General features: G+C 37.6%; 15 protein-coding genes. All 15 read right to left on the reverse strand.

Features of this window, described 5'->3' with window-relative positions:
- Window positions 1-423: 423 nt before the first annotated feature.
- On the reverse strand, window positions 424-1,923 hold the full coding sequence (gene lysS / locus CQZ94_RS25390) for a lysine--tRNA ligase (RefSeq protein WP_105587646.1): 1,500 nt from the start codon (window positions 1,921-1,923) through the stop codon (window positions 424-426).
- A gap of 160 nt (window positions 1,924-2,083) precedes the next feature.
- The gene (dusB, locus tag CQZ94_RS25395) at window positions 2,084-3,082 is read right to left on the reverse strand and encodes a tRNA dihydrouridine synthase DusB (RefSeq protein WP_002159621.1); all 999 of its coding nucleotides are present in this window, start codon (window positions 3,080-3,082) and stop codon (window positions 2,084-2,086) included.
- Window positions 3,083-3,105: 23 nt separating this feature from the next.
- A complete protein-coding gene (locus CQZ94_RS25400) occupies window positions 3,106-3,309 on the reverse strand; it encodes a helix-turn-helix domain-containing protein (RefSeq protein ID WP_002009706.1) in 204 nt (67 codons plus the stop codon).
- Entirely contained in the window at window positions 3,261-3,776 is a 516-nt protein-coding gene (gene folK, locus CQZ94_RS25405; protein WP_105587648.1) for a 2-amino-4-hydroxy-6-hydroxymethyldihydropteridine diphosphokinase, read from the reverse strand. Before folK ends, CQZ94_RS25400 begins: the two co-directional genes overlap by 49 nt.
- Window positions 3,773-4,135, reverse strand: coding sequence for a dihydroneopterin aldolase (gene folB / locus CQZ94_RS25410; RefSeq protein WP_105587649.1), 363 nt, complete (start codon window positions 4,133-4,135; stop codon window positions 3,773-3,775). The genes folK and folB overlap by 4 nt, the downstream gene beginning before the upstream one ends.
- Window positions 4,136-4,996: a dihydropteroate synthase gene (gene folP, locus CQZ94_RS25415; protein WP_142395932.1), complete on the reverse strand. Its 861-nt coding sequence runs from the start codon at window positions 4,994-4,996 to the stop codon at window positions 4,136-4,138.
- The gene (gene pabC, locus CQZ94_RS25420; RefSeq protein WP_105587652.1) at window positions 4,971-5,843 is read right to left on the reverse strand and encodes an aminodeoxychorismate lyase; all 873 of its coding nucleotides are present in this window, start codon (window positions 5,841-5,843) and stop codon (window positions 4,971-4,973) included. Before pabC ends, folP begins: the two co-directional genes overlap by 26 nt.
- Window positions 5,837-6,424: an aminodeoxychorismate/anthranilate synthase component II gene (gene pabA, locus CQZ94_RS25425; RefSeq protein ID WP_002113273.1), complete on the reverse strand. Its 588-nt coding sequence runs from the start codon at window positions 6,422-6,424 to the stop codon at window positions 5,837-5,839. Before pabA ends, pabC begins: the two co-directional genes overlap by 7 nt.
- A gap of 5 nt (window positions 6,425-6,429) precedes the next feature.
- Window positions 6,430-7,827 carry an anthranilate synthase component I gene (gene trpE, locus CQZ94_RS25430; RefSeq protein WP_105587654.1) on the reverse strand — a complete coding sequence of 466 codons (1,398 nt, stop codon included), beginning with the start codon at window positions 7,825-7,827 and terminating at the stop codon, window positions 6,430-6,432.
- A gap of 223 nt (window positions 7,828-8,050) precedes the next feature.
- A complete protein-coding gene (gene cysK / locus CQZ94_RS25435; RefSeq protein WP_105587656.1) occupies window positions 8,051-8,974 on the reverse strand; it encodes a cysteine synthase A in 924 nt (307 codons plus the stop codon).
- A 117-nt stretch (window positions 8,975-9,091) separates the two neighbouring features.
- On the reverse strand, window positions 9,092-9,967 hold the full coding sequence (gene hslO / locus CQZ94_RS25440) for a redox-regulated molecular chaperone HslO (RefSeq protein WP_105587657.1): 876 nt from the start codon (window positions 9,965-9,967) through the stop codon (window positions 9,092-9,094).
- A 6-nt stretch (window positions 9,968-9,973) separates the two neighbouring features.
- Window positions 9,974-10,762, reverse strand: coding sequence for a type III pantothenate kinase (locus tag CQZ94_RS25445; RefSeq protein ID WP_002144522.1), 789 nt, complete (start codon window positions 10,760-10,762; stop codon window positions 9,974-9,976).
- Between the two features lie 222 nt (window positions 10,763-10,984).
- Entirely contained in the window at window positions 10,985-12,886 is a 1,902-nt protein-coding gene (gene ftsH, locus CQZ94_RS25450; RefSeq protein ID WP_070140511.1) for an ATP-dependent zinc metalloprotease FtsH, read from the reverse strand.
- Window positions 12,887-12,971: 85 nt separating this feature from the next.
- On the reverse strand, window positions 12,972-13,514 hold the full coding sequence (hpt, locus tag CQZ94_RS25455; protein WP_002124550.1) for a hypoxanthine phosphoribosyltransferase: 543 nt from the start codon (window positions 13,512-13,514) through the stop codon (window positions 12,972-12,974).
- A complete protein-coding gene (tilS, locus tag CQZ94_RS25460; protein WP_105587658.1) occupies window positions 13,511-14,941 on the reverse strand; it encodes a tRNA lysidine(34) synthetase TilS in 1,431 nt (476 codons plus the stop codon). Before tilS ends, hpt begins: the two co-directional genes overlap by 4 nt.
- Window positions 14,942-15,018: the final 77 nt, after the last annotated feature.

The following is a 15,018-nucleotide window of genomic DNA, read 5'->3' on the forward strand; positions in this document are numbered from 1 at the left end:
TCAAACTCTCCAATAAAGTTAGTTTGTCTAGCATCTAAAAATAAAAATTGACGTTCACGTTGTTTGTTTCGTTCAGTTTTCAAAGAACTTGTCTGTCGCTCAGAAGCGACTTTATTAATATAACATTTCGTTATATTTTCGTCAACAACTTTTTTCAATAAGTTGTTTTTCGTTTGTTTCTTATGTTGTCTTCCGTGACAACGAATATAAATATACCAGTTTGATTATTAAAATGCAATAGTTTTTCTAATAAAATTTTTAACTTAGTAAAAAAGCATAAAAACAGCACCTTTCTTCTATATAAGTATAGTTTTTTAATCTGGCATCCATTTAACGAGCAACAATCTCGCTTTCCTTTTAATAGAAGGTTTCTCTCCCCTCAAATAAAGAAAATAAAAAAAGCTTTGGAGAAATCTCCAAAGCTTAGTCTTGTTTATGGCGCATAGCTGGGAATAATAGCACGTCACGAATAGATGGTGCGTTTGTTAATAACATAACAAGACGATCAATACCGATTCCTAATCCGCCCGTAGGAGGCATACCATACTCAAGAGCTTCGATATAGTCATCATCCATCATATGAGCTTCATCATTACCTTGCTCACGCTCTTTTAATTGAGCTTCAAAACGTTCCTTTTGATCGATTGGATCATTTAACTCAGTGAATGCATTCGCATGTTCACGAGCAACAATGAATAATTCGAAACGATCTGTGAATCGTGGATCTTCATCATTCTTTTTCGCAAGTGGTGAAATCTCTACCGGATGACCGTAAATAAATGTCGGTTGAATTAACTTATCTTCTACTTTTTGTTCGAAGAATTCATTAATAATATGACCAACTTCCATTGTATCTTTAATTTCTACACTATGCTCTTTTGCAAGTTCACGCGCTTCTTCTACACTCATCGTCTTCCAGAAATCAGCTCCAGAGTATTGCTTAATTGCATCTACCATATGAAGACGTGTCCATTCTGGCTCTAAATTGATTTCTTGATCACCGTATTGGATTGTTGTTGTACCTAGTACTTGTTTCGCAATATGAGCAACCATGTTTTCTGTTAGTTTCATAATATCTTTATAATCAGCATACGCCTCATATAATTCAATCATTGTAAACTCAGGGTTATGACGTGTTGATACACCCTCATTACGGAATACACGGCCGATTTCATAAACTTTTTCTAATCCGCCCACAATAAGACGTTTTAAATGAAGTTCAATTGCGATACGCATATATAATTCCATATCTAACGCATTATGGTGTGTAGTGAAAGGACGAGCAGATGCTCCACCTGCAATTGCATGCATCATAGGCGTTTCCACTTCAAGATAACCATTATCGTCTAAGTATCTTCTCATCTCACGAATGATTTTACTACGAGTAACGAATGTTTCACGACTTTCCATACTTGTAATTAAATCTAAATAACGTTGACGGTAACGTTGTTCAATATCTTTTAATCCGTGATATTTATCCGGCAATGGACGAAGAGATTTCGTTAATAGCGTAAAGCCTGTTGCCTTTACTGAAAGTTCTCCAACATTTGTTTTAAAAACTTTACCTTCAATACCTACTAAGTCACCTAAATCAGCTGTCTTAAATAATTCATACTCATCATCACCAACAGCATCTTTACGAACATAGATTTGAACTTGTCCGTGTAAATCTTGAACGTGCGCAAATCCAGCTTTTCCTTTACCGCGTTTTGTCATAATGCGACCAGCGATAGAAACAGAGATTTCTTTCTCTTCTAATTCTTCTTTAGAGAACTCTCCATATAAGCTTAATAAGTCATTTGTTGAATTTGTGCGTTCAAATCGTTTACCGAACGGATCGATTCCTTGTTCACGTAAGTTATGTAACTTTTCACGACGAACAAGCAATTGGTCGTTTAATTCTTCGTGGTTCATGTTATCCATGATATTGATATCACTCCAGCTCTATTAAATTTTACAATATATACAGTATAGCATTTTCTACTCAACTAGAAAAACTGCCAGCAACCAACTGGCAGTTCTTCTTTCTTTCACGTAATTATAGGAAGTGTATAGAAGAATGTCAATCTCCTATGCCCCCTTATTAACCAACATAAATTGTTTGTTGTTTCGCTTCTACTTCTTCTACAAATGCACCTAATAAATTCGCAAGGTCTTCACGTGTGTTACAAATATTGATACCATTGCGCACACTCGCATTACCACGAACACCTTTTAAATACCAAGCTGCATGCTTTCTCATCTCTCTTACAGCGACATTTTCGTTCTTTAAATCGATAAGACGATCTAGATGCAACATACATACATCAATTTTCTCACGCACTGTTGGTTCCGGCATTAATTCACCTGTCTCTAAATACTTTACCGTACGATAAATCATCCACGGGTCTCCAAGAGCAGCGCGACCAATCATAACTCCATCTACACCAACTTCATCAAGCATACGCTTTGCATCTTGCGGTGTTTCCACATCACCATTTCCGATAACCGGGATATTCACAGATTGCTTTACTTGTTTAATAATATCCCAATCCGCTTTCCCTTCATACATTTGCACTCGTGTACGTCCATGAACTGCTACAGCTTGCCCACCAGCACGCTCAACAGCTCTAGCGTTTTCAACTGCGAAAATATGATCTTCATCCCAACCAATACGCATTTTAACTGTAACTGGTTTTTCAACTGCATCTACAACTGCCGCTACCATCTCATATATTTTATTTGGATCTAAAAGCCACTTTGCTCCCGCATCACACTTAGTGATTTTCGGTACTGGGCAACCCATATTAATATCAATAATGTCTGCTGTCGTATATTTATCTACGTATTTCGCAGCATCTACAAGAGTTTCTTTCTCTCCACCAAAAATTTGTAAACTTAATGGCTTTTCTCTCTCATCGATATATAACATATCTAATGTTCTTTTGTTATTAAGTAATATTGCCTTATCACTTACCATTTCAGCACAAACTAAACCTGCACCAAATTCTTTTACTGTCAAACGGAATGCAGAGTTACACACTCCCGCCATCGGTGCTAGTACAACTGGATTTTTCATCTCAATATTTGCAATCTTTAACACCCGACTTACTCCTTCCTTTACGGTCACTTTGGCATCAATTCGTCTATTGAAACGTTTAATGTTTTAGCGACTTCTACTACAAAATCTTGGGAAGGTGATCTATTGCCCCTCTCAACTTCACCTAAAACCGATACAGATACCCCTAATTCTTTCGCAAAACCTTCTTGCGTATAGCCTTTTAGCTTTCGAAAAGCACGAATGCGTCTTCCCCATTTTTCTGCTTCCATACCGTTACTCCCTCTCGCCTTTTCATTTCTTCTACTTGTGAACGTGAAATGTTTTGTTTTATATCTTGATTAATCTCTAACAACGGAACGATAACAAAAGCTCTTTCGAACATCCGCGGATGCGGAACAATAAGACTCTCTGCTTCAATATTTTCTTGATTATATAGTAAAATGTCAAGGTCGATGGTCCTCGGGCCCCATCTAATTTCCCTTTTTCTTCCTAGGTCATTCTCTACCTTTTGTGTTACTTTCAATAATTCTTGCGGTGATAAATTGGTAGAAATTTTTATAACTAAATTTAAAAAGCAATTTTGGTCAGTATAGCCAACCGGATCAGTTTCATATACAGACGAAACATCATCAACTTGGATATGCTGGTTTTTATTTAAAAACTGAATTGCTTCAGTTAAATAAATATAACGCTCCCCAATATTGGAACCTAATGCAATGTACGCTATATTATTCATGGACGTTCTCTCGTAATTTCTACCGCTACAGCACGATAATGTCCCGGTATCGGCGGATCCGGTTTAATTACCTTAATTGTACACTGTGAAATACTCTCATATTGTTTCAATATATCTGTAGCGATATTTTCAGCGATACTCTCTACAAGCTTATACGTTCTATCTTCAACAACTTTTCTACACAGTTCGAAAAGCTCCCCGTAATTGACAGAATGCTCTAAGTCGTCACTTTCTCCTGCACGTTTTAAATCCAACTCCACCGTTAAATCCACTTTAAATCTCTGACCCAATTTATTTTCTTCTAGGAATACACCATGATAACCGTAAAACTCCATATCATGGATATAAATTTTATCCAATTACTTTGCCCCCTTACCAATCATCGCGTCCATCATCTTAGCCATACGCGCCATTTCTTTCACATCATGAACACGGATAAACTCACAGCCCTTTTCAATACCAAGACAAACGGTAGCGCCCGTTCCTTCAAGACGTTCCTCCACTGGTAAATCTAACACATGGCCAATAAAGGACTTTCTTGAAGTACCTAAGAGAACTGGGTAACCCAGTACATTTAACTGTTCTAAATTACGCATCGCTTCTAAATTTTGCTCAGGTGTTTTCGCAAAACCGATACCTGGGTCTAAAATAATATTCTCATCTCGCACACCCGCGTCTTTAGCGATTTTAATACTTTCATACAAATCAGCAATCATATCAGCCATTAAGTTGCGGTATTTCATATTATCTCGGTTATGCATTAAGATAATGGGCACATCATAATAGGCTGCAACTTCAGCAATCTTCGGTTCCGCCTTCGCTCCCCAAATATCATTAATAATATGAGCACCAGCTTCAATCGCTTGTTTCGCAACCTCAGCTTTATACGTATCAATAGAAATAGGTAGCTTTACTTCTTTTGACACTGCCTGAATCATTGGAACAACTCGCTTTATTTCTTCTTCTACTGAAACTTTAGCGAAACCCGGGCGAGTAGATTCGCCGCCAATATCAATAATATGAGCACCTTCATTTTTCATTTCTTTCGCATGTCGCACCGCGGCATCTACTTCGTTGTAACTCCCACCATCAGAAAATGAATCTGGCGTTACATTTAAAATCCCCATAATTAATGTCTTTTCATTTAAGTTCAATGTATATTCGCCGCAGCGCAAATCATAATCCCACTTCAAACTACACATCTCCTCTTCGCAATTCATTTCTGCTCCACAATTTTTCTCTCTGCACTCCATAAAGATCCATAAGTCTTTTTGTAACCACTCCCACTTTACCCGGGAAATCTTTCTCCTCTATACGATAAAGGGGGACAATCTCTTGAATAGAGTTCGTTACGAACACTTCATCCGCTGAAAGCAATGCATCTTTTGTAAAGAAACCTTCCTTTACTTCTATACCTAGCCCTTCAGCAGCCTTTATAATAAACGCACGAGTGATTCCGTTTAAAATCCCTGTTTCTAATGAAGGAGTATATAAAATATCTCCTTTAACAAAAAAGAGATTCGAAACAATACCCTCTGCAACATAACCTGTTTCGGTAAGAAAAACGCCTTCCTTATTCACAACATTTCCAATTTCGCGTTTCCCTAAAATATTATTTAAATAATGATGGGACTTCAAGCGAAATGCACCCTCTGGTGTATTTCTCACTTGCTTTAAAATAACTCCTTCTTTTTCCACTACATTCCCTGGAGCTGCTAAAGGTTTTATAAAAACAATAACAGACGGTTCTTCATATACTTCCGTTTGTAATCCTATTTCATCTATACCCGCCGATACATTTAAGCGCACATATGCATGCTTTAACCCATTCTTAACAAGTAGATTCTTTAAAATAAGCATCACTTCATCTTTTGTCATTGTCCATTTGATTTGCAATATATCGAGCGCATCCACTAAGCGTTCATAATGATCATCCAATAAAAAGGAATGACCATTATAAATACGAAATGTCTCAAAAACCCCAAGCCCATATAGGTAACCGTGGTCATACGGAGAAATTTTCGCTTCACTCGCTTCTACATACGCGCCATTTACGTAAATTAACACGATGTCACACTTGGGCTATATTTGCGAATGAAATTCTGTAGCAACTCTTTCCCGTGAGAAGTCATAATAGATTCCGGATGGAATTGTACCCCTTCAATCGGCAACGTTTTATGACGAAGCGCCATAATTTCACCTTCTTCAGTCCAAGATGTTATCTCTAAACAATTCGGTAACGTCTCTTTTTTAACGATAAGAGAGTGATAACGTGTCGCGGTAAATGGATTTGGAATATCAGAAAAAATCGTCTGCCCATCATGATGCATTAAAGATGTTTTTCCATGCATCAAACGCTCTGCCCTGACAACATCCCCTCCAAATACTTGTGCAATTGATTGATGTCCAAGACAGACCCCAAAAATCGGAAGCTTACCTGCAAAATATTTAATAACATCCATACTGATTCCCGCCTCATTAGGACTACATGGACCTGGCGAAATCATTAAAAAATCCGGTTTCATATTCTCAATATCCGAAATAGTCACTTCATCATTACGCTTAACAACAAGCTCTTGTCCAAGTTCTCCAAGAAACTGCACTAAATTAAATGTAAAAGAATCATAATTATCAATCATTAATATCATTTCTCTCACCTAACCGTTTCTTCGCTACTTTCTTTTGCACGCCATAAAGCGATTGCTTTTTTTAACGACTCTTTATATTCATTTTTTGGATTTGAATCAATTACAATACCCGCTCCAGCTTGCACATGCGCTTGTCCATCTTTAGCAAGTAGTGTTCGGATTACAATATTCAATTCCGTATCTCCAGAATAACCAATCCAACCAATTGAACCCGTATAAATTCCTCGACGAACAGGTTCTAATTCTTCAATAATTTCCATCGTACGTATTTTCGGGGCACCGGTAATTGTCCCACCAGGAAATACAGCCTTCACCAAATCGAAAGCATCTTTATCTGCTTCCACCTCACCACGCACATTAGAAACAATATGCATAACGTGTGAGTATTTTTCAATTACCATAAATTCATCTACTTCAACAGTGCCATATTTACAAACCCGGCCCAAGTCATTTCGTTCTAAATCCACAAGCATTACATGCTCTGCTCTTTCCTTTTCGTTTTCAATTAATTCTTTCGCTAATTCCTCATCCTCTTGCTCACTTGCTCCTCGAGAGCGCGTACCGGCAATTGGCCTTGTACTCACTTCCTTTCCTTGCTTTTTAATTAGCAATTCAGGCGAAGCACTAACAATTTGAAAATCTCCAAACTCCAAGTAACCCATATATGGAGATGGATTAATTTCACGAAGACTTGTATATATTTCTAGTGGATGTGTTTGTAATGTTCTTTCTTGTCTTGTCGACAAGTTTACTTGAAACACATCACCCGCTCCAATATATTCTTGAATACGTTCAACGGCCTTCATAAAGCCCTCTTCCGTAAAAGCGACTGCTTCATTTTTCTTTTCAGGAGATTCAAACGGCATAGTCACTTCGGGGGCTTCTTTCATCCAAAGACCCTTCCATTCATTTAATCGTTCTTCTGCCTCTTCACACTCATCTACATAATGCGTAATAATCCATAATACTCTCTCCTGTTGATCATACACAAACACGTCATCAAATAACAAAAAGAATATGTCAGGTATATTAATATCATCCTTCGCAAGAGAAGAAAGTTTTTCAATATAACGGATACAATCATAACTAAAGTATCCAATTGCTCCACCTTGAAAAGGTGGGTACTCCGGATTATAATCCGTTTTCCATTTCTCCATATACGCTTGCATTAAATCTAATGGATTCCCTCGTTCTATTGTTTCCTTACCACTTTCACTTATATGTAACGTCTCATTCTTACCCTGAATTACCGCTACTGGATCCAGCCCAACAATGTTATAACGACCACCACGTCCACTTTCTAACAAAATATGTTGCGGCTTATCCTGAGAAAGAAATTTATATTGCTTAAAGAAATCTAACTGATATGGAATAGAAAGCGCTAAAGATTTTCTTCGTTGCATATCAACACCCCGTCTTCTGTTATCCCACCCTCTTAAGCCAATCAACTCAAACTACATAAAATTATTTATATAGAGAATGATTATACTTGAGGGCTAGTGAAAATAAATTAATTATACTACTTCTTATTTTACATGAAGTTTTCTAGTCATTCACTCTTTTCCTTTTTCCAATCAAAAAAGAAAAAGCATCCTTTTTTAAGGATGCTTTTCAAATCACATTCAATTATGACTCAAATTGATAAAGTGGTGTACTTAAATAACGTTCACCGTTACTTGGGATAATAACAAGTACCTTTTTCCCTTTACCTAATTTCTTCGCAACCTCTGTCGCTGCATAAACGACTGCTCCCGAAGAGATACCAACTAAAATACCTTCTTCTCTAGCCACTCTTCTCGCATATTCGAACGCTTGCTCCGTTTTCACTTGAATAATTTCATCATATACCTCTACATCCAATGTCTCCGGAACAAACCCCGCTCCAATTCCTTGGATCTTATGTGGCCCCGGCTTTCCACCAGATAATACTGGTGAATCCGCAGGTTCTACCGCGTAAATTTTGATATCTTTATAAGCTTCTTTCAGTACTTCACCGGCACCTGTAATTGTTCCACCTGTACCAATACCTGCGATAAACGCATCTAATTGATCCCCCATCTGTTCAATAATTTCTGGACCTGTTGTTATACGATGGATTTCTGGATTCGCTTGGTTTTGAAACTGTTGTGGTATAAAGTACCCATGTTCTTCTGCTAATTCAGTTGCCTTTCGAATTGCCCCGCCCATTCCTTCAGGTCCTGGAGTCAATACTAATTCAGCACCGTAAGCGCGTAATAAATTACGACGCTCAATACTCATTGTTTCTGGCATTACTAAAATTGCCTTATATCCTTTAGCAGCTGCTACCATCGCTAAGCCAATACCTGTGTTACCGCTTGTCGGCTCAATGATTGTATCGCCCTCTTTTAATAATCCTTTATTTTCAGCATCTTCAATCATAGCTAACGCGATACGATCTTTAACACTGCTCCCCGGATTCATAAATTCTAATTTTAAGTATACATCTGCGCTGTCTGATTCTACGATGCGGTTCAACTTAACGATCGGCGTTTTCCCGATTAATTCTGAAACTGATTGTGCCACTCGCATTCCTGTCACTCCTAACACCGAGTATTTTTATTGGTTTTATCTATATTTAGATTTTGTCAGAAAATTCCCTGTTTGTCAATCTATTTGGGTGGCTGATTCTCCAGCTAAACTTCTTTATTACAGGTTCTCAATTAGACTTGTAATATCTTCTTTAGCGAATTTATATCGTTCATTACAGAAGTGACAGTGAACTTCCGTCTCTTCTTCTTCTGCACGAATTTGTTCTAACTCCGCTTTCCCTAAACTAATTAGCACACTTTCAATGCGCTCGCGTGAACATGTACAATTAAATTGAACATCCATTGTTTCTAGCACTTTCACTTTATCTTCTCCAAGCACTTCATATAGTAGCTCTTCTGGAGAAAGCCCTTGTTCAATCAGTTGTGATACGGGAGGAATTTTTTGCAAACGCTCTTCAATAAATGAAATTGTTTCTTCCTGCGCACCTGGCATAATTTGAAGAATGAATCCACCCGCTGCCAATATGCTATCATCACCATTTACGAGAACACCGACACCTACAGAAGAAGGTGTCTGCTCAGAAACCGCGAAATAATATGTGAAATCTTCCCCTAGTTCTCCTGAAACAATTGGAGATTGACCGATAAACGGTTCACGCATACCGATATCTTTAATTACCGTTACAAATCCTTCTGTACCTACCGCTTGATATACACGTAATTTGCCTTGTTCCGTTCCCTCAAAATCAACATGTGGATTCGTTACATAACCACGTACATCCCCATTTGCATGAGCATCGACTAAGATAGGACCAATCGGGCCGTTACCCTCTACTTTAATCGTTAGCTTCTGCTCGCCTTTTAACATAGCACCCATCATTGTACCCGCAGTTAAAGAACGACCAAGTGCCGCTGAAGCTGTTCTCCATGTATCATGACGTTTTTGCGCCTCACTTACTGTATTTGTTGTACGTACACTATAAGCACGAACCTCTCCATTAAACGCTAACGCTTTTACTAAATAATCTTTCATACTTATTTATTCACCCTTCTCATGTTGTAAATTTGCATTACGTTCATATAACATATACAAACCTTTTAACGTTAAAAACGGATCTACAATATCAATTACATTTGATTCTTCTGAAATCAATTTTGCTAATCCACCTGTTGCAATAACTTTCGGCTCTTGCTTAGCTTCTTCTTTCATACGCTTAACAATACCTTCCACTTGTCCAACGTATCCATAAAGAATACCTGATTGCATTGCACTTACTGTATTCTTCCCGATAACACTACTCGGTTTTGTAATTTCAATACGAGGAAGCTTTGCTGCTCTGCTATATAAAGCCTCTGCCGAAATCATAATTCCTGGCGTAATGACGCCACCCATATAATGCTTCTCTTCGTTAATATAACAATATGTAGTAGCCGTACCAAAATCAACAATAATAAGCGGACTTCCATATAAGTGGATTCCTGCTACTGCATTTACAATTCGGTCCGCGCCTACTTCACGTGGATTTTCATATTTAATATTCAAGCCAGTTTTTATCCCAGGCCCCACTACAAGCGGTTTAATTTTAAAATACTTTTCACACATACGCTCTAAAGCGAACATAATTGGCGGTACGACTGAAGACACAATAATACCTTTCACATCTTCAAAAGAAAGACCTTCATGCTCAAGTAACTGCTTTACAAGCATCCCATACTCATCTTCTGTTTTATGACGATCTGTTTCCATGCGCCAATGCTGACGAAGTTTCCCCTCTTCAAACACACCTAGTACTGCATTTGTGTTCCCTACATCCAATACAAAAATCATATTCTCACCACTTATCTTATTTAATCTATATTTGTGCAGTATGTATAAAACTTATAAAAACATCATATCACACATACTTATATAATCAGTTTTTCTATACTCATCATTGTACAAAAAGATTACTCTCTATTTCAATTTTTAATAATAGTTTCATTTAAATTCTTTTGCCATTTAAATTCATTTCACAAAAAAAAGGAGTGACTATTGTCACTCCTTTTTTTCTTACTTATCTTCTGTATCTTCATCGTCTTTCTTCATATTGATGTTTACTTTCACATCATCTGAAGATGTTGGACGCTCAGGTAATCTGCCATAATCATATAAATGATTAATTTGCTCTGCATCTAATGTTTCTACTTCAAGTAACGTTTTCGCGATAATATCAAGCTTATCTCGTTTTTCAGTAAGAATTTGTTTCGCACGAGCATAGCAGTCTTTAATAATTGTTTGCATTTCCACATCAATTTCATGCGCGATTGCATCACTGTAGTTTTGTTCTGAATGGAAGTCTCTTCCTAAGAATACCTGACCACCTTGTGAGCTACCAAATTGCATCGGTCCAAGCTTATCACTCATCCCGAATTCTGTAACCATACGTCTTGCAATACCAGTCGCACGTTGGAAGTCGTTGTGAGCACCTGTACTCGCTTCACCAAATACAATCTCCTCAGCTACTCGACCACCAAGTAAACCGGTGATTTTATCAAGTAACTCTGGTTTTGTCATGAAGTAACGATCTTCCTTCGGAAGCATTACCGCATATCCACCAGCTTGACCACGAGGGACAATTGTTACTTTATGAACGATATCTGCTTCATCAAGGACAACACCAATTACAGTATGGCCAGCCTCATGGAATGCAACAATATTACGTTCTTTTTCAGAGATAACACGACTTTTCTTAGCTGGACCTGCAATAACACGATCCGTTGCTTCATCGATGTCACTCATATCAATTTTCTTCTTATCTTGACGCGCAGCTACTAAAGCAGCTTCGTTTAATAAGTTTTCAAGATCGGCACCAGAGAATCCTGGTGTACGAGTTGCAATCGCTCTTAGGTTGACATTCTCATCAAGCGGTTTATTACGAGCGTGTACCTTAAGTACAGCTTCACGACCATTTACATCTGGACGATCTACTGTAATTTGACGGTCAAAACGACCTGGACGTAATAACGCTGGATCAAGAATATCAGGACGGTTTGTCGCAGCGATGATAATAATACCTTCGTTTGCACCGAATCCATCCATTTCAACAAGCAATTGGTTCAACGTTTGTTCACGCTCATCATGACCACCGCCAAGACCCGCGCCACGTTGACGTCCTACTGCATCAATTTCATCAATGAAAATGATACAAGGAGCATTTTTCTTTGCATTTTCGAATAAATCACGTACACGGGATGCACCGACACCGACGAACATCTCTACGAAGTCAGAACCACTAATAGAGAAGAACGGAACGCCTGCTTCACCTGCAACAGCACGTGCTAGTAAAGTTTTACCTGTACCTGGAGGTCCCACTAATAGAACACCCTTCGGAATACGGGCACCAACTTCAGCGAACTTACGAGGGTCTTTCAAGAATTCAACTACCTCAACAAGTTCTTGTTTCTCTTCATCCGCTCCAGCAACATCTCTGAAACGAATTTTTTTCTTTTCATCATTGTATAGCTTCGCCTTGCTTTTCCCGAAGTTCATAACACGGCTACCGCCGCCCTGAGCTTGGTTTAATAAGAAGAAGAATAAAATGAAGATAATGACAAACGGAATGATGGAGGTAAAGAACGTTACCCAAGCACTTGTTTCTTCTGCTGGTTGATACTTAACTTCAGCCCCTTGCGCTTTATCATTAATTTTCTTTTGTAATTCCTCAGTATTTGGTGCATACGTAACAAATTGTTCTCCTTGGCTAGAAGTCTTGAATTGTCCCTTTACCTCAAACACACCATTTTTCGGTTGAAGCTGCACATTACGCACTTCACCTTTTTCAAGTTGAGTAATGAATTTATCGTAGCTAACTGATGTCGTTTTTTGCGTCGAACCATTAAAATAGCTTACGATCCCAATTACTACTAAGAATATCAGTAAATAAAAGATGGTATTACGGAAGATACGATTCATTCCTAACCTCCTCTCACGGCATAAACACTATAGTAAATCGTAACATAGAAAAAATTCCCTATACAATTGTAACGCCTATATTTAATTAATTTGAGTAAACACTTGGTTTTAATACTCCTACATAAGGAAGATTACGGTATTGCTCTTTATAATCTAATCCATATCCTACAACAAATTCATGAGGAACAGTAAATCCAACATAATCTGCTTTCAGATCAACCTTACGGCCTGTTGGCTTATCTAATAACGTAACAATCTTTACAGATTTCGCTTTACGATATTTAAACAGGTCTACTAAATAGCTTAGTGTAAGACCGCTATCAATAATATCTTCAACGATTAAAATATCGCGACCTTCTACAGAAGTATCAAGATCTTTTAAGATTTTTACTTCGCCTGTCGAAACTGTAGAGTGACCGTAGCTAGATACAGCCATAAAATCCATTTCAAGATATGTATCTGTTCTCTTTAATAAATCTGCCATAAATGGCATTGCGCCCTTTAGTACACCAATCGCAAGAGGTACTGTATTTTTGTAATCCTCTGCAATAACTGCACCTAGTTCGTGCACCTTTTCCTGTATTTGTTCTTCAGAAATTAATACTTTTTCGATATCTTGATTCATCATTTCATTATCCTCCCGGAAGACTCCTTGCTTTTGTAGTGAATAATCATGTATTTACCCTTCTTTGCTATCTCTTTCGAAGTAGCAAATGCAGATCGTTTCAACAAGGGCACCCAAATAATATTTCCACTTGCGTCACAAACGATCGGCCATTCTTCTCTTTTTTCTTTCGGTACTTTCGCTTCGATAAAAACAGCTTTTATCTTTTTTGTACCAACCATACCTTGCATTGACATGCGATCTCCATTTTCCCTAGACCGAATACGAAGTGGATACGATATATCATTATACTTAGCAACAAATACTGTTTCATTCATGTTACTCGGTATATCTTCGCTCACCTCTGTTACAAATTTATCCCCATTCGGCAATATAATTGTCCCAGGTACTGATAAATCTTGCGAAAAAGGAGAAACAATTTCTTGTTTAAATCCAAAACTACATTCTTCGTATGTGCGAACAATTTTCAAACCACCTGGGAAATCTAGTGAACCTGAAGGTTGTGCCCGCTTAAAAAATTCAATCACCTTGTCAATATGTATAGAAGAAAGCGAAGATGGAATCTTATATTCATAAAGATAGTTTAATATTAGTTGAATCCCTCTTCTTTGTAAAGACATAGACATGGATTCAAAGGCAGGAATTGATAAGCTAATTTGTTTATCGCTTTTTTTTGTAATTACTTTATTCATTTTCTCAAAAGCTAATTCCTGCAAATAAGCCTCATCCTCTTGCATCTGCACGCTGAATTTTTGAAATTTCTCATGCATTTGTGGATTTTCTTCTTTCAAATAAGGGAGGACATATTTACGTAATCGATTCCTTGTATATACTTCCTTTTTATTACTCGGATCTATACGTGGAATAACTTTTAATTTATTACAGTAATCAACAATTTCTTCCTTAGTTACCCCAAGTAACGGCCTAATTAAATATCCATTATGAAAAGAACGCTTCACTGCAATTCCTGCGTATCCTTTCGGAGTACTCCCTCGTACAAGGCGCATTAAAATCGTTTCTACTTGATCATCTCCATGGTGACCAAGAGCTACATATCTCGCATCATATTTCTTCATTATTCTTTCCAAAAATGCATATCTGCATTCTCTAGCAGCAACTTGTGCATTCATTCCATATTGCTGTTGATATTGCGACACATTAATCCTTAGCGTTTCACAAATAACTCCTAGCTCTTTGCAAAGATCCTGTACAAACTGCAGATCCTCATAAGATTCATTACCTCTAAACATATGATCCACATGTGCTACTACAATTTCGAGCTGTTTTTCTACCCTTTTTTCTAGCAAATAATATAAAAGAGCCAAAGAGTCAGGTCCACCAGAAACCCCTACAACAATTGTTGAATGTTTCTTTAATACATCATGCTGCTTTACAAAGTCATCTACTTTTTCAACAAATGCATCTTTCAACTTCGCAATCACCTTTCATTAAACAAGAACAACAACATTAGTTACCTTGTATATAATGGTACAACTTTTACAAACAT

It is taken from the genome of Bacillus sp. MYb209 (assembly GCF_002975175.1).
In the GTDB taxonomy this organism is placed as follows: Bacteria; Bacillota; Bacilli; order Bacillales; family Bacillaceae_G; genus Bacillus_A.